Origin of the sequence: Clostridium muellerianum, from assembly GCF_012926525.1 — a bacterium.
Taxonomy (GTDB): domain Bacteria; phylum Bacillota; class Clostridia; order Clostridiales; family Clostridiaceae; genus Clostridium_AM; species Clostridium_AM muellerianum.
In genome coordinates this window covers 272603-295477 of the sequence record NZ_JABBNI010000014.1, presented here as the reverse complement: position 1 = coordinate 295477, position 22875 = coordinate 272603, and the positions used below count along the sequence as shown (strand labels likewise).

General features: G+C 27.1%; 23 protein-coding genes. 20 read left to right on the top strand and 3 right to left on the bottom strand.

The genetic code is table 11. The annotated features are described in order from the left end of the window. Positions 1-177: 177 nt before the first annotated feature. The 5 genes from HBE96_RS08705 to def are packed head-to-tail and all read left to right on the top strand — an operon-like array spanning position 178 to position 5041. Positions 178-1482, top strand: coding sequence for a PQQ-dependent sugar dehydrogenase family protein (locus HBE96_RS08705; protein ID WP_342590165.1), 1305 nt, complete (start codon positions 178-180; stop codon positions 1480-1482). Between the two features lie 32 nt (positions 1483-1514). Further along, positions 1515-2231 (top strand): zinc dependent phospholipase C family protein, encoded by a 717-nt coding sequence (locus HBE96_RS08700; protein ID WP_169297371.1) that lies wholly within the window; start codon positions 1515-1517, stop codon positions 2229-2231. 53 nt (positions 2232-2284) lie between these two features. Beyond that, complete coding sequence (locus tag HBE96_RS08695; protein ID WP_169297370.1) at positions 2285-2869, top strand: class I SAM-dependent methyltransferase; 585 nt, start codon at positions 2285-2287, stop codon at positions 2867-2869. Then, a complete protein-coding gene (locus HBE96_RS08690) occupies positions 2844-4550 on the top strand; it encodes a B12-binding domain-containing radical SAM protein (RefSeq protein WP_206154870.1) in 1707 nt (568 codons plus the stop codon). The genes HBE96_RS08695 and HBE96_RS08690 overlap by 26 nt, the downstream gene beginning before the upstream one ends. 20 nt (positions 4551-4570) lie before the next feature. Next, entirely contained in the window at positions 4571-5041 is a 471-nt protein-coding gene (gene def, locus HBE96_RS08685) for a peptide deformylase (protein ID WP_169297368.1), read from the top strand. A gap of 42 nt (positions 5042-5083) precedes the next feature. Here the strand turns inward: def and HBE96_RS08680 are convergent, their stop codons facing one another. Next, complete coding sequence (locus tag HBE96_RS08680; protein WP_169297367.1) at positions 5084-5383, bottom strand: hypothetical protein; 300 nt, start codon at positions 5381-5383, stop codon at positions 5084-5086. Between the two features lie 667 nt (positions 5384-6050). Here HBE96_RS08680 and HBE96_RS08675 point away from each other — a divergent pair. The 3 genes from HBE96_RS08675 to HBE96_RS08665 all read left to right on the top strand — a co-directional run bounded on the left by HBE96_RS08675 (position 6051) and on the right by HBE96_RS08665 (position 10442). Further along, positions 6051-6551 (top strand): ECF transporter S component, encoded by a 501-nt coding sequence (locus HBE96_RS08675; RefSeq protein WP_169297366.1) that lies wholly within the window; start codon positions 6051-6053, stop codon positions 6549-6551. Positions 6552-6745: 194 nt separating this feature from the next. Continuing rightward, on the top strand, positions 6746-9031 hold the full coding sequence (gene helD / locus HBE96_RS08670; protein ID WP_169297365.1) for an RNA polymerase recycling motor HelD: 2286 nt from the start codon (positions 6746-6748) through the stop codon (positions 9029-9031). A gap of 238 nt (positions 9032-9269) precedes the next feature. Then, a complete protein-coding gene (locus HBE96_RS08665; RefSeq protein WP_169297364.1) occupies positions 9270-10442 on the top strand; it encodes an FprA family A-type flavoprotein in 1173 nt (390 codons plus the stop codon). A 55-nt stretch (positions 10443-10497) separates the two neighbouring features. On the opposite strand, the gene rocF is transcribed toward HBE96_RS08665, so the two are convergent. Then, positions 10498-11397, bottom strand: a complete 900-nt coding sequence (rocF, locus tag HBE96_RS08660) for an arginase (protein ID WP_169297363.1) — start codon at positions 11395-11397, stop codon at positions 10498-10500. A 187-nt stretch (positions 11398-11584) separates the two neighbouring features. Here rocF and HBE96_RS08655 point away from each other — a divergent pair, with 187 nt between their 5' ends. Both HBE96_RS08655 and HBE96_RS08650 read left to right on the top strand, forming a co-directional pair. Next, on the top strand, positions 11585-11983 hold the full coding sequence (locus HBE96_RS08655; RefSeq protein ID WP_169297362.1) for a hypothetical protein: 399 nt from the start codon (positions 11585-11587) through the stop codon (positions 11981-11983). Positions 11984-12104: 121 nt separating this feature from the next. Further along, positions 12105-12680 carry a flavodoxin family protein gene (locus HBE96_RS08650; RefSeq protein ID WP_169297361.1) on the top strand — a complete coding sequence of 192 codons (576 nt, stop codon included), beginning with the start codon at positions 12105-12107 and terminating at the stop codon, positions 12678-12680. A 46-nt stretch (positions 12681-12726) separates the two neighbouring features. On the opposite strand, the gene HBE96_RS08645 is transcribed toward HBE96_RS08650, so the two are convergent. Then, positions 12727-12903 carry an aspartyl-phosphate phosphatase Spo0E family protein gene (locus HBE96_RS08645; RefSeq protein ID WP_206154863.1) on the bottom strand — a complete coding sequence of 59 codons (177 nt, stop codon included), beginning with the start codon at positions 12901-12903 and terminating at the stop codon, positions 12727-12729. A 743-nt stretch (positions 12904-13646) separates the two neighbouring features. On the opposite strand from HBE96_RS08645, the gene glpX reads away from it, so the two are divergent. The 10 genes from glpX to HBE96_RS08595 all read left to right on the top strand — a co-directional run bounded on the left by glpX (position 13647) and on the right by HBE96_RS08595 (position 22756). After that, complete coding sequence (gene glpX / locus HBE96_RS08640) at positions 13647-14621, top strand: class II fructose-bisphosphatase (protein WP_169297360.1); 975 nt, start codon at positions 13647-13649, stop codon at positions 14619-14621. A gap of 306 nt (positions 14622-14927) precedes the next feature. Further along, on the top strand, positions 14928-15116 hold the full coding sequence (locus HBE96_RS08635; RefSeq protein ID WP_169297359.1) for a DUF896 domain-containing protein: 189 nt from the start codon (positions 14928-14930) through the stop codon (positions 15114-15116). 19 nt (positions 15117-15135) lie between these two features. After that, positions 15136-16065, top strand: coding sequence for an HPr(Ser) kinase/phosphatase (gene hprK, locus HBE96_RS08630; RefSeq protein WP_169297358.1), 930 nt, complete (start codon positions 15136-15138; stop codon positions 16063-16065). After that, a complete protein-coding gene (locus HBE96_RS08625) occupies positions 16055-16603 on the top strand; it encodes a 5-formyltetrahydrofolate cyclo-ligase (protein WP_169297357.1) in 549 nt (182 codons plus the stop codon). Before hprK ends, HBE96_RS08625 begins: the two co-directional genes overlap by 11 nt. A 286-nt stretch (positions 16604-16889) precedes the next feature. Further along, positions 16890-17828 carry a magnesium transporter CorA family protein gene (locus HBE96_RS08620; RefSeq protein WP_169297356.1) on the top strand — a complete coding sequence of 313 codons (939 nt, stop codon included), beginning with the start codon at positions 16890-16892 and terminating at the stop codon, positions 17826-17828. A 219-nt stretch (positions 17829-18047) separates the two neighbouring features. Further along, positions 18048-19448 (top strand): aminopeptidase, encoded by a 1401-nt coding sequence (locus tag HBE96_RS08615; protein ID WP_169297355.1) that lies wholly within the window; start codon positions 18048-18050, stop codon positions 19446-19448. A 292-nt stretch (positions 19449-19740) separates the two neighbouring features. Beyond that, positions 19741-20559, top strand: a complete 819-nt coding sequence (locus HBE96_RS08610; protein ID WP_169297354.1) for a DUF4236 domain-containing protein — start codon at positions 19741-19743, stop codon at positions 20557-20559. Positions 20560-20618: 59 nt separating this feature from the next. Then, positions 20619-20840 carry a phage holin family protein gene (locus HBE96_RS08605; protein WP_169297353.1) on the top strand — a complete coding sequence of 74 codons (222 nt, stop codon included), beginning with the start codon at positions 20619-20621 and terminating at the stop codon, positions 20838-20840. Between the two features lie 429 nt (positions 20841-21269). After that, positions 21270-21887: a GyrI-like domain-containing protein gene (locus HBE96_RS08600; protein ID WP_169297352.1), complete on the top strand. Its 618-nt coding sequence runs from the start codon at positions 21270-21272 to the stop codon at positions 21885-21887. Between the two features lie 116 nt (positions 21888-22003). Continuing rightward, positions 22004-22756 (top strand): YoaP domain-containing protein, encoded by a 753-nt coding sequence (locus HBE96_RS08595; RefSeq protein ID WP_169297351.1) that lies wholly within the window; start codon positions 22004-22006, stop codon positions 22754-22756. Positions 22757-22875: the final 119 nt, after the last annotated feature.

Sequence of the window (22875 nt, the reverse complement as noted above, 5' to 3'; positions counted from 1 at the left end):
AATTATAGGATTTAATTTTTAACTTTTGATACTGTATTTATGTTTTTTTATAATTTATATATTATAAAATACATAGAATTTGTAAAGAAAGTTTTAATAAATAACCAGGAAAACATACATATACATTAAATTTTTTAAATATATATATCTTAAAGAAATTTAATAAGGAGATATATAGTGAAAAATTTATTTAAAATTTTGTTATTGTTTTTTTGCATGATTCTTATAATATTTGTATTAAAAAAGTATTACTATAAGGATTATGATTTCAAAAATTTAAATATGAATATTAAAGAATTAAAATATAGTATTGAATACAAAGGGTTAAAATCAGCAGTGGACTTTACTTTGGATGAACAGGGAAATTATTACATAGCATATAAAGATAAAGTACAAATTATAAAAGATAGCGGCAAGAGTTACTACTTGTTTAAAAGTAATGACTTAAACATTAATAGTATAGAATATTTTAATAATAAATTATATTTTTCATCAGATACAAAAATATATTGCTATGATATTAATAATAATAAAATTTTTGACATAGTTAGGGATATACCTAATTACGGAGATTATAAAAACAGTATTATAAGAATAAAAGGAAACTATATTTATATAACAGTAGGAGCTGCTACTAATTCAGGGGTAATAGGTGAGGATAATAAATGGGTTAAAGAAAATCCCTATGCACATGATATATCTCCTAAGGATATAACCTTAAAAGGATTGAATTTTGGAGAATTTAAAACCGGAGCATATCAAAGTTATAAAACAAAAAGTTTAGAGGGTCAAATAATCCCTCAACATTTCCCAGGTAATTCCAGTGTGCTAATATACAATTTAAATACTGGTAACATAGAAACTATGGCCTGGGGAATAAGAAATATAACAGGAATGGATTTTACTAGTGATGGAAAATTAATAGCAGCAGTAGGTGGAATGGAAAATAGAGGATTAAGGCCTATTAAAGGAGATACAGATTATATATATGAAATTAAAAAGAAGAACTGGTATGGATGGCCTGATTATAGTGGAGGAGATCCTGTTACATCTCCTAAATTTAAAGGAAAATCAAGTTCTACAATACAATTTGTATTAGAAAATCATCCAACCACAAATCCTCCAGCACCAATTTATCAGCATAAAACCGTAAGCAGTATAAAATCATTAGCAGTAGATAATAATGAAGTTTTAGGTATTAAAAATGCTATGTATTTTTATGATATAATTAATAAAGAATTATGCAGATTTAATGGTACGGGAAGTATTAAAGATAATATTAAATTTAATAAAGGAGATGTTTGCAGCTTAAAATTTAATAAAAAAGGTTTATTAATACTTGACCAAAAAGAAGGATATTTATATAGTATTGAAAAAGGGAATGTTACTAATAATTTCAAAGCAGAAAGAAAAATATATATATATTTATTAATAGTTGCTGTTATGTCTATAATAATATTATTAAAATTTCAAAAAGATTAAGTTTGACAAAAACAAAGGAGATAGAAGTATAAATGAAAAAAAGATTTGAAAGTACTTATGGTAATGCATTAAAACATATAATGTTTGCAGTTAATCCTCTTAAAAAAAAGCTTTTAAAAACTTATTGTACTGTACACAAATTTATAATAATACAGGCTATTGAAATATTAAAAAATGATGGATATGAAGAAGAATTTAATTTTTTTAAAAAGCATATAGTTAGTATAAATAATGGGGTAACCTGGGCAGATCAGGATTTTAAAAGTTCCAATCATTTTTATCATGTATCTAAAGGAAAGGGACTATATGGATTTTCAGATGCTTTAACGGAATGTAAAAAATACTATAATAAATCAATGGCATATATTGATGCAGGAGATGTATCTAAAGCTCTGTTCTATTTTGGTGCTGCCTGCCATCTTGTGCAAGACACCACGGTTCCACAGCATGTAAATAATAAACTTTTAAAAAGTCATAGAAAATTTGAATTATGGATTATAAGTAGATTAATGACAGATTATTCTTTTATTGCCAAAGAAGGTGCTGTAATATATGATACTTTAGAAGATTATATAGTTAACAATGCTATTATGGCCAATAGTACTTATATAAAAAATATGGCAATACACTCTAGAGATGAACGGTATGGTAAAATAGCTGTTGCTATATTGCACGAAGCTCAAAGGACTACAGCAGGTTTTATGGTTAATTATTACAAAGAAGTTAGAAAATATAAAATTCTTCCTTGATTTGGAGGAATTTTTTTTCTTTTGAAGAAAATATATAGGAAGGTGGTGATTATATGAAAAAAGAAATTTATTTAAATATGAAGAATGAAATTTTTAAAGGAAATGTTCTTGATATAGGTTTTGAAAACAGCGGTATTATATATAACATATGTAAAGAAGAAAACGAAGAAATAAATATTGATTACGTAACTGGAAAAGAAGAAGAAACGAACATAAGAGATAATTTTTACGATATTTGTATTTTATTCTTTTCTTTTAGCAGCATATGGTTTAAAATGAACAAGAAAAGTTTTATAAAAGACATATATAATTATTTAAATAAAGAAGGAATTTTATATGTATGGGATATAGATAAAGGCTATAAAAAGATATTTAATGGAAATATAAATGTAACTACTCCAGGGGATAAAGTTAAGAAAATAAAAATTAGAGATTTAAACATATTTAAAGATAACTCTAAGGATAATACAGTTAAAATTTTAGAAAATTACTTTAATGTAATAGAGGGTACTGTTTCAGACGGTGTTTATTATATTAAAGCTAAAAAGAAGGATATAATAAAAGGTGATATATCTAAAGAAAAAAACATCCAGGAGGGAAATGAAGAAAAAGATGAAAGTACTATTAACAGCGCTTAATTCAAAATTTATTCACAGCAATTTGGCTGTAAGATATTTAAAAGCTTATACTAAAGATTTAAGTTATGATTGTTTAATTAGGGAATTTACCATAAATGACAGAAGGGGAAAAGTATTAGAAGAAATCATAAAAGAAAAACCTGATATAATAGCTTTTTCCTGCTATATATGGAATATAGAATTTATACAGGGATTAGCAAATCTTATTAATCTCGTTGATCCAAGCATAAAAATACTTTATGGAGGACCAGAGGTATCTTACAATAGTTTGAATTTTTTAAAAGAAAATCCTGGTGAATATGTAATTGTAGGCGAAGGTGAAGAAACATACAGAGAGTTTATAAATTGGCAATTGCAATATGAAAATGCAAAAGAAGAAAAATATAATGAAGATGCTTTAAGAAAGCTCAAATGCATTAAAGGATTAACTTTTAAATTAGAAGAAGAAGTCTATTTTAACGGTGATAGAGATCTTATGGATTTAAATAAGGTTATTTTTCCTTATAACGATCAAGATAATTTAGAAAATAGAATAGTATATTATGAAGCTTCACGAGGATGTCCATTTAACTGCAAGTATTGTTTGTCATCAACAATTCATGGAGTTAGATTTTTTGAGTTAAATAGAATAAAGAAGGAATTAAAATTTTTAGTAAATAAGGGAGCTAAACTTATAAAATTCGTTGATAGAACTTTTAATTGTAATTCCAAATTTGCAATAGAAATATGGAAATTTATAATAGAATTACATACAGAAGCTACTTTTCATTTTGAAATTTCAGCAGATATTTTAACTGATGAAGAAATAGAGCTTTTAGCAAATGCTCCAAAAGGTAGAATACAATTTGAAGTAGGAGTTCAAACTACAAATAATGAAATTTTAAGTAACATTAATAGACATGTGAATTTCGAAGATATAAAAGAGAAGGTAGAAGAACTTGAAAAAATTAAAAATATAAAACAGCATTTAGATCTTATAGCAGGGCTTCCAGGAGAAAACATTATATCTTTTAAAAAGTCTTTTAACGATGTTTATTCTATAAAACCAGAGGAAATACAGCTGGGATTTTTAAAGCTTTTAAAAGGATCTCCTATGAAGGAAGAAGCTTCAAAATGGGGAATGGTGTATTCACCTTATCCTCCTTATGAAATTCTTAAAACAAAAGATATAAGTTATAGCGAAATAATCATATTAAAAAGAGTAGAAGAAGTATTGGATAAATATTACAATTCTAGAAAGTTTGATAACATACTAAATTATTTTATTACAAAATTCGAAACACCTTTTCAATTTTATGAGAGTTTAGGAGAATTTTTTTACGATAAAGGGTATTTAAATAGAAATATATCTTCTGCAGAATATTATAAAGTTTTTATAGATTTTATTGAAGAAAATCTTAAAGAAAACAGCGCTAAATTAAAGGAAATAATAAAATATGATTATTTAAAATTTAATAAGAAAAAATGGATTCCTGAATTTTTAGTAAGGGAAAGAAATAAAGAAGAAGAAAGAGTCATTAAAGAAAAAATAGCAAATGAAAAAATATCATCTGGTAATTATCATATAGAAAAATTTTTTATTGATATAGAAAAGTATATTAATGAAAGTTTATTAGAAGAAAAAGAATGTTATATTTTATTTGATGAGAACAAAAAAAGTGAAGTGCAGATAAAATTATAATATTTAAGAGGTGTAGAATTATGGCAGTAAAAACAATATTACAATTTGGAGATAATATTTTAAAAAGATCTAGCAGAAGAGTAGAAAAGATAGATGAAGAATTACTAGCTCTTGCAAAAGATTTGAAGGATACTTTGCACAATAGTACAGGAATTGGACTAGCGGCTCCGCAAATAGGAGTTTTAAAAAAAGTAATATTTATAGATCTTAAAAATCAAACAGAACCTATACTACTTATAAATCCTAAAATTATTAAAAAAATTGGAAAAGAGGATAGTATTGAAGGTTGTCTAAGCTATCCAGGTTATGAAGGTATAGTAGTAAGACCTAAAAAGGTTATAGTAAGCGGAAAATCATCAGAATGGGAAGATGTAGAATATACAGCGGAGGGACTTTTAGCCAAAGCTTTTTGTCATGAAATAGATCATCTTAATGGGATTTTGTATACTGACAAAGCAAAGAAACTATATAAAATTCAAGAGGAAGAATAATTAAAATGCTGTTGAAATTTGTTTGAATTTCAACAGCATTTTTTAGATATATTTAATTGAGATTCCCTTACTACTAAACATATGTCCAAATAAGGGAAGCTTAATTTTATGATAAATAAAAATATCATCATCAAGTATTAATCCATTTTCTATGAAAACTTTCACACTATCATATTCATGAAGATTATAACTTTTATTGCCTTTAAAATCTTTTAAAAATTCAACAGAAATGCTTTTAACAGGTATATCTAAACAACCCCCAGAAGCAGAAATAGTTTTCACAACAAAGCATCCTTTGTTTTTTTTCGCATAGTTAAGGGCTTTTTCGTCAATATTTAGCATAAAATCATCTCCTATTTTAATATACTTTGTGTTACCAAGTCAAAGACTTGTGATATATTTCTTAATTAAATAATTTTGAAGTTATAAAGTAAGTTGGTTTACATATTTTAAAGCAAACTATTCATTAACATAGATAACTATGATTGTATATTCAACATTTAGATTATAGTAATCCGAACTATAGAAGAACTTATATAGGTATTTGCTAGTATAGATAGTATAAGAACTCTAAAATGACTGAAGTTAAAAAATTATTTGATTTAATAGAAAATAAAAGTGATGTAATAAAGAAACGGTGTTACATTAGGTAGTTATTGAACAAGATATCATTAATGTACATAAAATTCATGCTAGTTTATACCTATACCAAGTATTACATAATTTTAATATATAAAAAGTTTCTTGTCAATGTAGACATTTTATGGATGGTAGGTTAATTTTATGTATTAGACTAACGAAAGAGTAAAATTATTGTGGGCAAATAAAGTTTTAATAACTATTTAATTTCTGTAAACGTTGGTATCATTTGATTTCAAAATGCAATTTTTTATAAAAAATTATGTTGCCTACTTTTACTTAACGCTAACTTGACTAACTTGGACTATTTACACGTGTAAGTTTATAATATATACTTGTGTATATACATTAGTTAACTTGGAGGTGTAAAATGAAAAATATAAAAAGACTTACCTATTCGGGTCTCTTAACTGCACTGGCAATTGTAATTCCTTTAACTTTAGGATTCTTAAAAATTCAAATAGGACCTTTTAGCGCTACATTGGCAGCACATGTACCATTATTCATATCTATGTTTTTAGGACCTTTTTCAGCTGTTATGGTGGGAATTGGATCAGCCTTAGGATTCTTAGTATCATCACCAGCGGTTATAGCTGCAAGGGCCTTTATGCATACTTTTGTTGGGCTTACAGGTGCACTGCTTATAAAAAAGGGAGTGCCTTTCAGCAAGGTAATATTTATAACTGCACCTATACATGCAATTTTAGAAGCTGTAGCTGTAATACCATTTGGATTTACTATGTACAAAGTGCTTGTAGTGGTGGGTGTAGGGTCATTTTTGCATCACATGGTAGATGGAATGATTGCATTTGCTTTAGTTGCAGCTTTAGCAAAAAATTTAAGATTAGATTTAACAAAATCAACATTTTAACCATTAGCAAAGTATTAAATAAAGCATGTAGTTTAATTTTAAGCTACATGCTTTATTTAATATTTTTAATATTTAACAAAGTAGCAACATCATAAGTTTCTAAGCTGTAATAAATTTTAAGTAATACTAGGCACTTGACATATTATATCCTTAAATATAAAATTAATCCTTGTATAATATTTGGGGGTGTTTTGATGGCTTTAAGTGAAGAAGATATGATATTAGAGAAAAATAATTTAAAGGAAATGGAAGCTTGGATTAACAGAGAAGAAAAGAAAGTTAAGGAAAATGATGAAGAGCTGAAAAAGAGAATAGATAATCTTAGAAAACAATCTAAAGGGAAGTACAATGAAGAATTAGAAACAAAAGAAAAGCTGTATAAAATAACTCATAAAAGTTTGGAAAAGTATAATGAAGCTAAGAATCAACCTTATTTTGGAAGAATAGATTTTAGAGAATATAGACGTGAAAAAGAAGCTTTTTATATAGGAAAATTTGGTCTTATGGATATGACAACTGGTGATGAAAAGGTTATTGATTGGAGATCACCAATAGCTGATTTATACTACAGTGGAACTCATGGAGAAGTTTTTTATAGGGCACCTGCAGGAATAATTAGCGGCGAACTTAGTCTTAAAAGGAAATTCGTAATCAAAGATAAAAAACTTATAAATGCTTTTGATGAAGGCATAAATGAAATAATTTTAAGAACAGCCGGCGGTGAAGAAAATGCACTAATGGATGAGTATTTAAAAATTAATCTGGAGCAAAGTGTAAGCAGTAAGCTAAAGGATGTAGTAGCTACTATACAGAAGGAACAAAATGATATAATAAGGGCTGAAAAAAACACAGCACTTATAGTACAAGGATCAGCAGGATCAGGAAAAACTACAGTTGCGCTTCATAGATTAGCATATTTGATATATAAATACAAAGAAAAGCTTAATGGAGAAGATATTTTAGTTATAGCACCTAATAAGTTATTTTTAGATTATATATCTGAGGTTCTACCAGACCTTGGCATAAATAATGTTAAGCAAAGAACTTTTGAAGAAATTGCTTGTGAAATATTAAAGATTAAAGCAAAAGTTATTACAAAGGATAAAAAACTTTCGGATATTTTAGAAGGAAATAATAATAATTTAGAATATATAGTTAACAGCAGTAAAATTAAAGGTACCATTGATTATAAACTGCTAATGGATAAGTATATAAAATATATGGAAATAAAAGATTTGAATATAGAAGATATAAAGATTGAAAATAATATACTTTTTGATAAAAAAGAAATAAAAAGGTTATATGCTGAAGATATGGTGCATTTATCTTTAAATAAAAGAAAAGATGAAATAAAAAGATATCTAGGCTTAAAAATAGATGAAAAAATTAAAAATATATTGGATAAAGTAGATTTTTCATATGAATATATGGCGGCTAGAGTAAAGAAGACCATGGAAGATGGAATTGATAGAAGAAAAAAATTAATAGAAATATACGATAAAAGAGATAATAAAAAGGTAGAATTAAAGCAACAAAGCAAAAAAAACTTTGAAGATTATTTTGTGAAGTGGAAAGTAATAGATACTGGAAAACTCTATTTTGATTTATTTGATAATGAAGAAATTTTTAACCAGGTTATCAATGATAAGATACCGAAAGAGTTGGCTGAGTATATAAAAAGTGAATTAAACTATAATTTTAAAAATGGTATTTTAGATAGTGATGATTTAGCAGCCATGCTGTATTTAAAATTCAAAATAGAAGGTGTATGTGAAAGGTTCAAGTATAAACATATAGTTATAGATGAAGCACAAGATTACAGCATATTTCAAATAGCTGCAATGAATGAAATGGTTTTAAATAATTCTTTAACTATAGTAGGGGACATAGGTCAGGGGATATACTACTATAAGGGCATAGAAAGTTGGGAAAATTTAATAGAACAAGTATTTAAAGATAAAGCAACTTATGTACAGTTAACTCAAAGTTATCGTTCCACAGTGGAAATAATAGAATTTGCAAATAAAGTACTTACAAAGCAGAAAAATAAATTTAAACCAGCTGTGCCCGTTTTAAGACATGGTAAAAGCCCTGAAATTATAAAATTTAATAATAATAGGGAATTTGCTGAAAGATTAGATTCTATAGTTAAAGAAGTAGAAGCTATAAATAAAAAGAGTATAGCTGTTATAGGAAGAACTTATGAAGAATGTAAAAAAGTAAAAGAATATTTAAAAAAATACAGTGAATATAAATGGGACCTTATTAAAGAAACAGATAAAAATTTAAAATTGGAGAAAATAATAATACCATCTTATATGACTAAGGGTTTAGAATTTGACTGTAGTGTTATATACAATTGTAATAAGGAGAATTATAAAGATAATGAATTAGATAAAAAAATATTATATGTATCACTTACTAGAGCATTACATCTGCAATATATATTTTTCAATGATGAAAAATCTAATATCATTTAATTGATTTCAACGAAGATTCTTATGAAGTTTGAGCTTAATATAAATCTTAGTTTGAAATTATTCATAATATAAACGCCCCAATATTTTACTTTATATGAAATATAATATTAAAATGGTTAAATTATTATATAATTTTTAATAAATAATAACAATTACTATTTAATAAAAAATATTTTTATGGTAAAATAGAAAATATAAAGATTGATGTTAAATGAAACAAAATTGTAGGAGGTATATTATGAGCGCTATAAAATTAAAAGATAATATTTATTGGGTTGGAGTAGAAAATCCTGAATTGAGAGTATTTGACATAATAATGGAAACTAAAAAGGGCACTACGTATAATTCTTATTTAATAGACGATGATAAAGTAGCTGTAGTAGACACAGTAAAAGATGGATATTTTGATGAATTTCTTTCAAACATAAAAAGCGTAATTGGAAATAGAAAAGTTGATTATGTAATTGTTCAGCATACAGAACTGGATCATAGTGGATCACTAGCTAAATTACTTAAAGCTTATCCAGAAGCTACTGTCATAGCTTCAAAAGCAGCAATAATGTATGCTGAGGAAATAGCTAATATGAAATTTAAAAGTGAAGTTGCTTCAAAAGAATTAAACCTTGGGAATACTAATCTTAAATTCATAAGTGCACCAAACTTACATTGGCCAGATACTATGTTTACTTATGCTGAAAAGCAGCAAGTATTATTTACCTGTGATTTTCTTGGATGCCATTATTGTCCTAAAAATTCTATAACTGATAATTGCTCTGGCGATTATTTCGATGAAATGAAATACTATTTTGATGTAATAATGGGACCATTTAGAAAGTTTGTATTAATGGGTCTTGATAGAATTGAAAATTTAGACATAGATATAGTAGCACCAAGTCATGGACCAGTACATGTAAATGATATAAAAAAATATATGGAACTTTATAAAACTTGGGCGAAAGTAGAAGAGTCAGCTGAAAAAAACGTGCAAATATTTTATGTATCAGCTTATGGAAACACAGAGAAGGTTGCAAATTATATATCAGAAAAGATAAATACTAAAGGAGTAAAAGCACAAGCTCATGAAATAACTTCTATGAACATTAATGATATAGTATCATTAATAGAGAAATCTAATGGAATATTAATGGGATCACCAACTATTAATCAGGATGCTGTTAAACCTGTATGGGATGTATTATCTTTAGTATGTGCTATTACTAATAGAGGCAAAGCAGCAGGTGCTTTCGGATCTTTTGGATGGAGTGGAGAAGGCGTTCCTATGATTACTGAAAGACTAAAATCATTAAAATTTAATGTAGTAGAAGGTATTAAATTTAAATTTGTTCCAAGCGAAGAAGAATTAAAAAAGGTTGATGAATTTGTAGATAAATTTATGGCAATTTTAAAATAACTCCCAAAAACAAACTAACAGCTTAATTGCTATTAGTTTGTTTTTTTATTATTACTTATTTTAAATATTTAAAAGTCCAATCTATAAGATCTATGCACATATCTGCAGTAAAATCATTTTTATCTAACATAGGATTTAATTCTACAAAATCCATTGATTTCACAAGAGTAGTTTCCATCAAATATTTTAAAAGATATTTAGCCTGTTCTAAATTCATTCCATTTTTTACTGGAGTTCCTGTACCTGGTACTAAATCAGAATCAAGGCAATCTATGTCAAAGCTTAAATGAATTCTGCTAATTCCATTGTCCGTAATTTGAGAATGAACTTCCTTCAAGATTTTTTCTATACCTATATTTTCTATATCTTTTGTAGAATAAACATTAAGATCTTTATGTTTTATTAGAGCTTTTTCTCCATCATCTAAATCCCTTGCTCCAATGATAAATACATTTTTAGAATTTACTTTTACGCCCTTGTAATATAAATCTGTTAATTCATTAAAGCCTATACCCATAGCTGCAGCAAGTGGCATCCCGTGAACATTTCCTGTTGGACTTGTTTCGTGAGTATTTATATCTCCATGGGCATCAACCCAAATAACTGCAATATCACGGTTATATTTGCTGGCACCGGATATACTTCCAAGACCTAAAGAATGGTCTCCACCAATAATTAAAGGAAAACTGTTAGAAGTAAGAGAACTATACACTTCATGAGCTAAATTTTTATTCACATCGATAATAGATTTTAAATATTTCATATTGGAGTGAAAATCAAATTTTTCTTTTTCAGTTATATCTTTAACATACAGGTTTCCATAATCATATACTGTATGGTTATTTTTGGTTAAGATCTCCTTAATTCCTTTTTCTCTAAGTTTATTAGGACCAAATTCTACTCCTTTTTTATCAGAACCAAAAAACATTGGTACACCAATTAAATTAATGTTCATTAAAATTACCTCCATAATATGAATTATCTCGCATGATACTTGATTATATACTAATAAAAAATATTTTTTTAAACAGAGTAGTAAAAATGTTGTGTAAAGTTATTGGTCCAATAACATAGATAAATTATATAACATGTGGTAAAATGGTTACACTATAATTACATTGTAAAATTAAGGAGATGTTAGCATGAATAAAGAAAAAGTAGTCCAATGTTTATCAGAAAATGGTTTAAATGAGATAGAGGATTTAAGTTATAATGACGAGGCAATTGTATTAAGATTCTTTTATGATTTTGATGACGAAGAATTAAGCGCTGCAGAAGCATACTCTAACGATGAAAGTGAAGAAGAAGCTAAAAGTAACAAATGGTATTATGATTATTTTCTTCCTTATTTAAGTGATTTAGCAGTAGATAATGTTGGTGAAATAATAGAAGATATTATGGAAGATACAAACTTAGAAGCACAATATACAACTTATGAATTAGATAAAGAAAACTATGATTATAATGAATTCGTAGCAGCGTTTTATGAAAAAGGAAAAGAAGTTGATTTGGATAAAATTTTAGATAAGTTGGAAGAGTAGAGTATTAAAATAAATAGTAGACCGATAAAAGGTCTATTATTTATTTTAATATTTTTTTAATTAAATTTCATGAAAGTATTCACAAAATATTTAAGTAAAATTTAAAAGGCAGGTGATTTTTTTGAGAACTTTAGTTTTTATTGCATCGCCACATAAAAATGGTAACACTGCAATACTTTTAAAACATTTTTTAGAGGGTGTTTCAGGAGAAATAGAGATTATTAATGTTTATAATATAAATGTAAAACCTTGTACAGATTGCAAATATTGCTATAATCATAAAGAATGTGTACTAAAAGATGATATGACAGATATTTACAAGAAAATAGAAAGTAGCGATAATATAGTTATAGCGTCACCTGTATATTTTTCATTTGTTCCAGCTCCACTAAAAGTAGTTATAGATAGATTACAGGTAAACTGGAGCGGAAAGTTTATACGAAGGGACTTTTCACAAAACTTAAATAAAAAAGTTGGAATTCTTATTATGACTGCAGGATCTAACACAAAAAATGTTTTTGAACCTATAGAATATGCTTTGAAACAGTTTTTTTCTGTTACAGGGTCAGAATTTTCATACAAAATATACGCAGTAAATACTGACAATGTACCTATAGAAAAAAATGAAGAAATTAAGAAAAAAGCTTTTGAGATAGGTAAGAATATAAGTTTTCAGATGAATAAACCTGCAGAATAGAATTCTGTAGGTTTTCATATAGTATCTGATTTTTTTAAATATATGATTAAATTGAAAATTGGTCTATATTTCTTAATCGTTCATATTCTAATATAAGCTTGTCTAACTTTTCGCTGCATTTTACAACATCTTGATTTGTAAGTTCTTTGCATTTTAATAAAACATACAAAGTTTCTTTTAAATAATTAATTTGTAAATCCAAAATTTTTAAGTTAATGTTCATAATTAATATTACCTCATAACTAAGCATATTTTTTTATTATAGTTAAGAATATTATGCATACAGGTGTTTTTATAGTTAATAACTGTCAAAGCAGTTTATTATAAATGATAATTAGTATTATTGTTAACGTTAACATTAATAATGTTTTGAGATGAATTTATAAAAAATAAGTAACCTTATGCCTATAAATATAAAGTTTATTTAATTATATAATTTATATTTGAGAATATTTATTTTTAAAAAATTGTCATGTTTTTAAAATCATAAAACAATTTAAATTATTAACACTATTACATTTTATCAGATTACTAGTATTTTCGCATATATTTTATAAGTCAAATAGATACATCAAAACACATAAATTAACATTATGTCTGTAGATAAAGTGTGGATTAATGTGTGGAAAAAATGTGGAGAACATAAAAATGTGTCTTTATATCCTGTAAATACAACATATGTAAAAAAATGTAAAAGAAAAATAATGTCTAAAAGTTTTTATTCTACAATAAGTTTTTTAATAAGTTTTATAATAACAATTAATTTTGTAAATGTGAGTAATTAATATAAAATAAAACACTAAAAACTTGTTTTATTTTATAAATATGATATAATATTTAACTGTAGTATACTAAGAATACAACACAATATATATACATGACTTGATATTGGCAATAAATAAACACAATATTTAATTAAAACAGCAAATTATATACTCAATTAAAATAAATTGGAGGTAAATTTACATGCTTAATACAGATATAGCAATGGGATTAGCTAGAGTTACTGAAGCAGCTGCGCTTTGTTCTTCAAAATTTATGGGAAGAGGAGATAAGATTGAGGCAGATCAAGCTGCAGTAGATGGTATGGAAAAGGCTTTTGCTATGATGCCTGTTAGAGGAACCGTAGTAATAGGAGAAGGAGAATTAGATAACGCTCCAATGCTTTATATAGGACAATCAGTTGGTGTCGGAAATGACAATATGCCTGAAATGGATATAGCTGTGGATCCATTAGATGGAACTATTTTAATAGCTAAAGGTTTACCTAATGCTATAGCAGTAGTTGCTATGGGACCTAAAGGAAGTTTATTTCATGCACCAGATATGTATATGAAAAAAATAGCCGTAGGACCTGGGGCAAAAGGTGCTATAGATATAAATAAAAGTCCCAAAGAAAATATATTGAATGTATCAAAAGCATTAAATAAAGATGTAACAGAAATGACCATAATTGTTCAGGATAGAGAAAGGCATGATTATATTGTTGAGGCAGCTAGAGAAGTAGGAGCTAGGGTTAAGCTTTTTGGCGAGGGAGATGTAGCAGCAGTTATTGCCTGCGGCTTTGAAAATACAGGTGTAGATATATTTATGGGAACTGGTGGAGCTCCAGAAGGAGTTATTGCAGCAGCTGCCATAAAGTGTATGGGCGGAGATATGCAGGCTAAATTAGAACCTCATACAGATCAAGAAAAGGAACGATGTAAAGCCATGGGTATAAAAGATTTAAATAAAGTTTTGCTTATAAATGATTTAGTCAAAGATGATGAAGTATATTTTGCAGCAACAGCTATAACTGACTGTGATCTATTAAGAGGAGTGGTTTTTTCTAAAAACGATTGGGCAACAACTCACAGTGTAGTTATGAGAGCAAAAACAGGTACTATAAGATTTGTAGAGGCTCATCATGATTTAAATAGAAGTAGTTTAGTTGTAAGATGATTTAAATAAATGTTTATCTAAAAAAATGATTTAACACTAAAAATGAAATGAACTTTATTTTTAGTGTTAATTTTTTTTGTATGAAGATTATGTATTATAAACTTAAAAAATTATTATTTCTAGAACCTAGAAATAATAATTTAAATAAAGACCTTACTTAAAATAGTAAAGTAAGTAAAAATGTAATTTTAAACTTTTAATATTATACTAAATTATTTAACAAGTTTTAATATTTATTTTATTTATAAGTTTGATAAATTCTAGTATAATATAGGATAAGAATAAGTATTTGGTAGGAGTGGGAAAATGAAAATAGATGAAGTAATAGAAAAAATAAATTTTTTGTATAAGAAAAGTCAAAATGAAGGACTTACAGAAGAAGAAAAAATTAAACAAAAAGAATTAAGACAAATTTATATTGATTCGATAAAAAGAAATTTTAAAGCTCAGTTAGATGGCATTAAAAGGGTTCCATCTAATGAAAAATTAAACTGAGAGGAGTTAACATTATAAAATGGCAGTAACAGTAAAAGATTTAATAAAAGATTTAAAACTTGAAGTAATAAATAAAGGAGAAAAGATTAATACCATAAGTGTAACCGATATAAATAGACCAGGTCTTCAATTTGCAGGATTCTATAATTATTATGCTAATGAGAGAGTCCAAATTGTTGGAAAGGCTGAATGGAGTTTTTTGGATGCAATGCAACCAGAGCTTAGGAAGAAGAGATTAGAAAAGTATTTTGAATTTGATAATCCTTGCACTATAGTAACTAGAGAATTAGAGCCTCATAAAGAATTTATGGAAAGTGCTATAAAAAATAAAAGATGGATATTAAGGACTGACAGTATTTCTACTAGATTTATAAGTAAAATTATGAACTATTTAGATGATAAACTAGCACCTGAAACTAGGCTGCATGGTGTACTTGTAGATGTATATGGTATAGGAATATTAATTACAGGTGAAAGTGGTATTGGTAAAAGTGAAACAGCTCTTGAACTTATTAAAAGAGGACATAGATTAGTAGCTGATGATGCCGTTGATATTAAAGAAATAGATGGAGAGTTATTTGGTACATCTCCTTACATAACATCAGGTATGATTGAGGTTAGAGGAATGGGCATAATTGATATACCAGCTTTATATGGATTAAGTTCTATACTAAAGTCCAAGAAAATTAATCTTGTTGTATACATTGAGCAATGGAAGGAAGATGAAAGTTACGACAGATTAGGTATTGATAATGAATATGTTAACATATTGAATGTGCCTGTAAAAAAATTAACTATTCCAATTAGACCAGGAAGAAATTTGGCTGTAATAATTGAAGCAGCTGCAGCAAATTTTAGATACAGTTTTATTTCAAACACTACTCCTGTAGATATAATAAATGAGAGAATTAATGAAGAAGCTGAAGGAAGGGAATCAATTGGAAAATAAAAAGTCTATAAGAAAATTAGTAAAAGAGAGAAAAAATACTTTTTCTGCAGCAGATAGGCAAAATTCCAATAGTATTATATTTAACAAAATAATAAACAGTAGCGACTATAAAAATGCCCAAACAATATTCATATTTGTAAGCTTTAACAATGAAGTTGATACCCATAGAATTATAAAGCAGGCTTTGCAAGATGGAAAAATATTATGTGTACCTAAAATAATATCAAAAGAACAAGGTATGGATATTGTAAGAATAAAAAGCTTTAAAGACTTAAAAGAAGGTGCTTATGGTATTTTAGAACCTGAAGATAACAAATTAAAAGTGCAAGAAAAGGATATAGAGTTGTCTTATTTACCAGGACTTGCATTTGATAGAAGAGGTGGAAGAATAGGTTATGGTGGGGGATTTTATGATAGATTTCTAGTAAAAACCCGAAAAGATTCTAAAAAAATAGGATTAGCCTATAAATTTCAAGTGTTTAGTGAAGTTCCAATGGAAGAACATGATGTTTTTATTGATGGAATAATTACAGATTAAAGCACACAAACTATATATAAATGTTTAAGGCACATTCAATAAAATAACTAGTCAGTATGTTAGCCCATTTTGCATCATACTGCGTCAGCAGAACCCTTTGATAGAACAACTATCAGCGGAACCTGCTTTCTTGTCTGATACAAAATAGACTAACATCTTTGACTAGTTATTTTATTGAATGTGCCTAAATAAAAATTGAGAATTAATTTACTAATTCTCAATTTTTATTTAGAAAACCTATATAATTTAAACTTGCATTAAGTTTATTAAATTGGTGGGTGTGTTTATGAAAATATTAGATATAGCTAATAATTTTAAAGAAATTACAGATAACTTACAGTTGGGTATGAGTCATTATTGGGTATTAATAAAAGCAGATGAATTAGGAACACTAAAAAATTTTATTTTATTAGATAAAGAAAGTATAGAAGAATGTGAAAAGTTTGCACAGCCATCAAAAATAAGCTTTTTTGATGGATATATTTTTATGACTCTTAGTGTTCTAAATTATTGTAATAAAGTAATTAACTCAAGAGAATTAAATGTTTTTTTGAGCAAAGATTATATAATAACAGTATATAAGGAAAAGATTGATATAATAGAAGAATTTCTTCAGGATATTAAGGATTCTAAAAATTGTTTTGTGTTAAAGGATAAACCTAAAGTTTGCATACTGCTTTATTATATTTTAGATAGAATAGTGGTTAAAAATTACGATATAATAGCTGCTTTAGAAGCGGAAGTGGATGAAATTGAAATAAGCATTTTAAAAGAGCCTAAGCACGAACAAATAGATAATCTTATAAGTCTTAGAAGGCAAGTATATAAAATACGTAAATATTTAAACCCACTAAGATATATAGGAGATAGTTTAGTAACTAATGATAACATGATGCTTGAAAAAGAAAATATTTCATACTTTATGAGTTTAAATAAAAAGATAGATAAATTGATGCTGGCACTGGAAAGTCTTGTTCAAGATTTAGCTCTAGTCAGAGAGGCTTTTGAATCTGAAATTGCCAATAAAACAAATGAACTTATGAAAGTATTTACTATGATAGCTACAATATTTTTGCCATTAAATTTACTAACTAGTATGCATGGTATGAATATGAAAGGGATTCCTTTTGAAAAAATGCAACATGGTTATCATTGTATGGTATTAATAATGATAGTTATAACAGTAGTACTTGTCATTATATTTAAGAAGAAAAAATGGCTTTGAGATTAAACCAACTTTTGTATTTTAATATTATGTAATGAAATTACTTAGAATAAATACTTGATTTGGTAGTTTTTTTAAATTATGATTTATTTTAAGCATTATTCTAAATTTTGTGTTAAAATGTAATGGAGTAGTTATTAAAATTAGTCTACTATGTAAATATAATTATAGCAAGGGGAAGCGTTCCTTATATGCTAGAGATGAGAGGGGATTATAGTTATGTGTAAAGATTTAACTAAAAAATATGAATACGCATGGGAGAAATATTCAAAAGATGACTTAAAGGATGTATTTCATTTATCAGATAAATACAAAACTTTTATGTCAAAGTGTAAAACAGAAAGAGAATGTGTAGAAGAATTTATAATAAGAGCAGAAGAAGCAGGATTTAAAAATATAGAAGATGTTATATCAAAAAATGGTACTTTAAACCATGGAGATAAAGTATATGCAAATAATAAGGGCAAAGGATTAGCATTGTTTGTTATAGGAAATAGACCTTTTGAAGATGGTATGAGAATATTAGGTGCTCATATAGATTCTCCAAGGCTGGATTTAAAGCAGAATCCTCTATATGAAGATACCGATATGGCATTATTCAAAACTCATTATTATGGTGGAATAAAAAAATACCAATGGGTTACACTTCCTTTAGCTATACATGGTGTTATTATAAAAAAGGATGGTACAAAAATAAAAGTATCAATAGGGGACGGTGAAGATGATCCTGTAATAGGAGTTTCTGACCTTTTAATACATTTATCTTCTGACCAGATGGAGAAAAAAGGAAACAAAATAGTAGAAGGTGAAGATTTAAATGTTTTAGTTGGTAGTATGCCAATTAAGGATAAAGAAGCTAAGGATAGAGTTAGACAAAATGTATTAAAACTTTTAAATGAAAAGTATGATGTTGATGAAGAAGATTTTGTTTCTGCAGAGCTTGAAATAGTTCCAGCTGGAAAAGCTAGAGATTATGGATTAGATAGAAGTATGGTTATGGCATATGGACATGATGATAGAATATGTGCATATACTTCTTTTGAAGCTATGCTTAAAATAGAAAAGCCTGATAAAACTTGTTTGGGGCTTTTTGTAGATAAAGAAGAAATAGGCAGTGTAGGTTCAACTGGTATGCATTCAAGATTCTTTGAAAACATAGTAGCCGAAGTTATGAATCTTTGCAAGGATTATACAGAACTGAAGTTAAGAAGAGCTCTTACTAATTCTAAAATGTTATCTTCTGATGTATCTGCAGCTTTTGATCCTAATTATCCATCTACTATGGAAAAGAAAAATGCTGCTTACTTTGGCAAAGGTATAGTATTTAATAAATACACTGGAGCAAGAGGTAAATCAGGGTGCAATGATGCAAATCCAGAGTATATAGCACAAATAAGGTCTATAATGGAAAAACATAATGTTTCATGGCAAACATCAGAACTTGGAAAAGTCGATCAAGGCGGCGGTGGAACTATAGCATATATACTTGCTCAATATAATATGGAAGTCATAGACTGTGGTGTCGCACTTCTTAATATGCATGCTCCATGGGAAATAGCAAGCAAAGCAGATATATATGAAACTATGAGGGCTTATTATTCTTTCTTATTGGAAGCATAAAAAATAACTCATATCACACTAGTTTAACTAAAGTAATAATATGAATGTAATTTTGTTAAAAATCATAAAAGAGTTTGGACTAATTCCAAACTCTTTTATTTTGTCATTATAAGTAATGTCTTCTTATTATTATTCAGATAGATTTTAATTAACAGTATATGCTATCTTTTAAGTTATTTCCTGCCCCATTATGTGTAGATACAATAAATTTTTTTATTGCACCATGATTTTGCCCGCTTGCTGGCACTTCCTCATAACAGTATGGTATAATTATTGTAAGAGGTGGTTATATATGGGAACTAATTTTAAAAAAACTATTAAAATAGGCAGAAATATTAAAATCAATTTTAGTAAAACCAATGGAATAGATATTTCTACAGGTTTTAATGATAATAGATTTGCTGCTAATAATAAAAAAATTATTATAATAAATAATAAGTTACACATTAAACTTAATAAAAATATTATTATGATCCAAATAACAAATACTTTATTATTAGCTACTACGTGTATATGCTTATTTTTAGGATTTACTAATCCTGTATTTTTAATTGCCTTCATAGGTATACCATCATTTGTTATTATAAATAAACGTGCCAGGCAAAGAATGTTTGTGGCAATTTCAGCCTACAATTTACAAAGATTGAAATTACATAAAGCTGAAAAATATATGCAAAAGGCTAAAAAAGCACTTGATAATAAATTAATATATGAATTAAAAGAAGATATTGATAATGCAAAATTTATTAATTCACATAAAAATTCATTTAAAAAGAAATGCAAGCTTATAGAATATAAAGATATTATATTTAGTAAACAAATTAAAAGAAATTTAAAGGCGAGAGAACTCGAAAAACAAGGTGATATAAACAACGCTGTTAAATTATATGAATTGAATGTTAAAGAAGGATTTTCAGAAATTGAACCATATGAGCGATTAGTTAGTTTATATAGAAAGCAAAAAAAATACAGTGATGAAATTAGAATAATAAATAGAACTCTAGAATTATTTGAAAATACTCAACAGAATGAGGGAAATAAAAAAGACAAATTAGAAAGCTTTAAATCAAGATTAGAACAAATTAATATATTAAAAGATAAGCAGAGTTAATGTATTGTTGGTAACACAAAATTGTATCAAAGAATACAATGGATTAGGAGGGATTTGTTATGAACAATAGATTTAAAAATTATGGTTTATGGGTTTCTATAGCGGCGTTTATACCAATGCTTTTAAATGGATTTGGTATTGATATTCTTCCTAAAAATTATAGTGAGGTAGTAAATGCACTTCTTGGAATTCTTGTAACAGCAGGACTTTTGAACAATCCTCAAACAAAATGCAAAGGCTATCTTGATGATAAGAATACTGAAGAAAACAAAGATAAATAATAAGCATAATGAGAAGCAAAAATGTAGTAAAAGTTTGAATTTTAACTTTTACTACATGATATATAATGAGTGGCTAATCACTGCTAAATGTTTTGATTAGTCTAAAGTTAAGGAAAGCCTAAGAACTTTGCCAAACTTGGTTTCATAAAATAGGGCTAAAGTTCTAATGCTTTTCTTAATTTTTTTCTAAGACTAATAAGAAAACAACTTAGCTAATGTGAATAAATGCTTATCCTGTATTCTTATGTAAAAGTTGAAATTTTGAATGTGCGAAAGTTGGTAATTAAGAAATATGACATACAGTTGTCATGTTACTTTTGTTATACTATAAAAAAGAAAGATCAAGGAGATTATTACATAGTGCAGATGTTGAATCAAATGCATTAAGAATTAATCATTGTAAATGTTAGTATAAAGGAGATAAGTAATATGAAACATGAGTGGAGAAAACATGAAAAAGAATTATATTTGCCAAAAGTAATTCCTGAGTTAGTTAAAATTCCAAAACAGAAGTTTTTTATTATAAAGGGAAAAGGAAACCCTAATGATGAAGATTTTTCGGAGCGAATAGGAGTGCTATATACTATGTCATATGCTGTTAGAATGATGCCTAAAAATGGATTTACACCAGATGGATATTTTGAATATACAGTATATCCACTAGAAGGTTTATGGAATTTGACAGAAGAAGGTAAAAAAGCAGATGCTTTAAATAAAGATGAGTTATTATATACTATTATGATTAGGCAGCCTGAATTTGTGAATGAAAATGTTGCAGAAAAGGCATTAGCAATTGCCCGTAAGAAAAAACCTCATCCACTATTAGATGAAATTGTGTTTGATGAGTTAGAGGATGGTTTAAGTATTCAAATGTTGCACAAAGGTTCTTATGATAATGAACCAGAAAACTTTGCAAAGATGAAAGAATTCATGGAGAATAGTTGCCTTCAAAGGAAATCAATGATTCATAGAGAAATTTATCTTAGTGATGCCAGAAAAGTAGGGAAAGACAAATTGAGGACAGTATTACGATATATGGTAAAATAGATAGAGTTTTAATTTTACCTAATGATTAGAAATGGATATCCAGGGATTTACTTCAACTTGGAGAAGAGGAAGTATTAGAGAGTGTAGTCATCGAATAAATTTAGGAGGATGATATAGTGGAACTGATAAAGGTTACGGAGGGAAACATAGAAGAAGAACATATTTGTTGCGCAATTTCAAGCAATAAGGATTGCCAAGTTGTATCAAAAAAACAATGGTTGAAAAAACGTTTTAAAGAAGGCTTGGTATTCTTAAAGGGAAATGTAAGGGGAAAATGTTTTATAGAATATGTGCCAGCAGAAAATGCATGGTGCCCTATTGAAGCAAATGATTATATGTTTATTGATTGCTTGTGGGTATCAGGGAGATTTAAAGGACAAGGATATTCAAATGAACTTTTGAAGGCTTGTATTTCTGATAGTAAGAAAAAAGGAAAGTTAGGATTAGTAATATTGTCTGCCAAAAAGAAAATTCCTTATATTTCAGATCTCAAGTATTTAAAGTATAAGGGATTTAAGCTAGCTGATACTTCAGAGCCTTTTTATGAATTGTTTTATTTACCTTTTCATGAAAATGCATCTAAACCTTGTTTTATGGAACATATAAAAATACCTTTAATTAAAGAGCAAGGTTTTGTTTTGTATTATTCAAACCAGTGTCCGTTTACTGCAAAATATGTACCTATTATTGAAAAAATTGCTCACGAGAAAAAAATTGCCTTTAAATCAATTAGAATTGAATCCACTGAAGAAGCAAAAATGGCACCAGCTCCTTTTGTTACATATAGTTTATTTTATAATGGTGAGTTTGTGACAAATGAAATTCTTTCAGATAAGAAGTTTGAGAAAATAGTAAGTGAAAAAATGTAATAGTTATAAGGAAAGTGCTAATCTTTTAAGGATGTGCACTTTTTCTATTTTATTAGGTTTAACCTTTAATAAGAAGAGATATTGTTTTTATAAAGTAAAAAATGGTGTTAGAGTTTTTT

Bases quoted from the DNA above. Each gene is read 5' to 3' on its own strand.
- HBE96_RS08665 (WP_169297364.1), top strand. From the start codon at position 9,270: ATGAGCGCTATAAAATTAAAAGATAATATTTATTGGGTTGGAGTAGAA.
- HBE96_RS08635 (WP_169297359.1), top strand. From the start codon at position 14,928: ATGAAAATAGATGAAGTAATAGAAAAAATAAATTTTTTGTATAAGAAA.
- HBE96_RS08600 (WP_169297352.1), top strand. From the start codon at position 21,270: ATGAAACATGAGTGGAGAAAACATGAAAAAGAATTATATTTGCCAAAA.
- rocF (WP_169297363.1), bottom strand. From the start codon at position 11,397: ATGAACATTAATTTAATTGGTGTACCAATGTTTTTTGGTTCTGATAAA.
- HBE96_RS08620 (WP_169297356.1), top strand. From the start codon at position 16,890: ATGAAAATATTAGATATAGCTAATAATTTTAAAGAAATTACAGATAAC.
- HBE96_RS08605 (WP_169297353.1), top strand. From the start codon at position 20,619: ATGAACAATAGATTTAAAAATTATGGTTTATGGGTTTCTATAGCGGCG.
- HBE96_RS08645 (WP_206154863.1), bottom strand. From the start codon at position 12,903: ATGAACATTAACTTAAAAATTTTGGATTTACAAATTAATTATTTAAAA.
- HBE96_RS08615 (WP_169297355.1), top strand. From the start codon at position 18,048: ATGTGTAAAGATTTAACTAAAAAATATGAATACGCATGGGAGAAATAT.
- glpX (WP_169297360.1), top strand. From the start codon at position 13,647: ATGCTTAATACAGATATAGCAATGGGATTAGCTAGAGTTACTGAAGCA.
- HBE96_RS08675 (WP_169297366.1), top strand. From the start codon at position 6,051: ATGAAAAATATAAAAAGACTTACCTATTCGGGTCTCTTAACTGCACTG.
- HBE96_RS08655 (WP_169297362.1), top strand. From the start codon at position 11,585: ATGAATAAAGAAAAAGTAGTCCAATGTTTATCAGAAAATGGTTTAAAT.
- helD (WP_169297365.1), top strand. From the start codon at position 6,746: ATGGCTTTAAGTGAAGAAGATATGATATTAGAGAAAAATAATTTAAAG.
- def (WP_169297368.1), top strand. From the start codon at position 4,571: ATGGCAGTAAAAACAATATTACAATTTGGAGATAATATTTTAAAAAGA.
- HBE96_RS08700 (WP_169297371.1), top strand. From the start codon at position 1,515: ATGAAAAAAAGATTTGAAAGTACTTATGGTAATGCATTAAAACATATA.
- HBE96_RS08680 (WP_169297367.1), bottom strand. From the start codon at position 5,383: ATGCTAAATATTGACGAAAAAGCCCTTAACTATGCGAAAAAAAACAAA.
- HBE96_RS08610 (WP_169297354.1), top strand. From the start codon at position 19,741: ATGGGAACTAATTTTAAAAAAACTATTAAAATAGGCAGAAATATTAAA.
- HBE96_RS08695 (WP_169297370.1), top strand. From the start codon at position 2,285: ATGAAAAAAGAAATTTATTTAAATATGAAGAATGAAATTTTTAAAGGA.
- hprK (WP_169297358.1), top strand. From the start codon at position 15,136: ATGGCAGTAACAGTAAAAGATTTAATAAAAGATTTAAAACTTGAAGTA.
- HBE96_RS08690 (WP_206154870.1), top strand. From the start codon at position 2,844: ATGAAAGTACTATTAACAGCGCTTAATTCAAAATTTATTCACAGCAAT.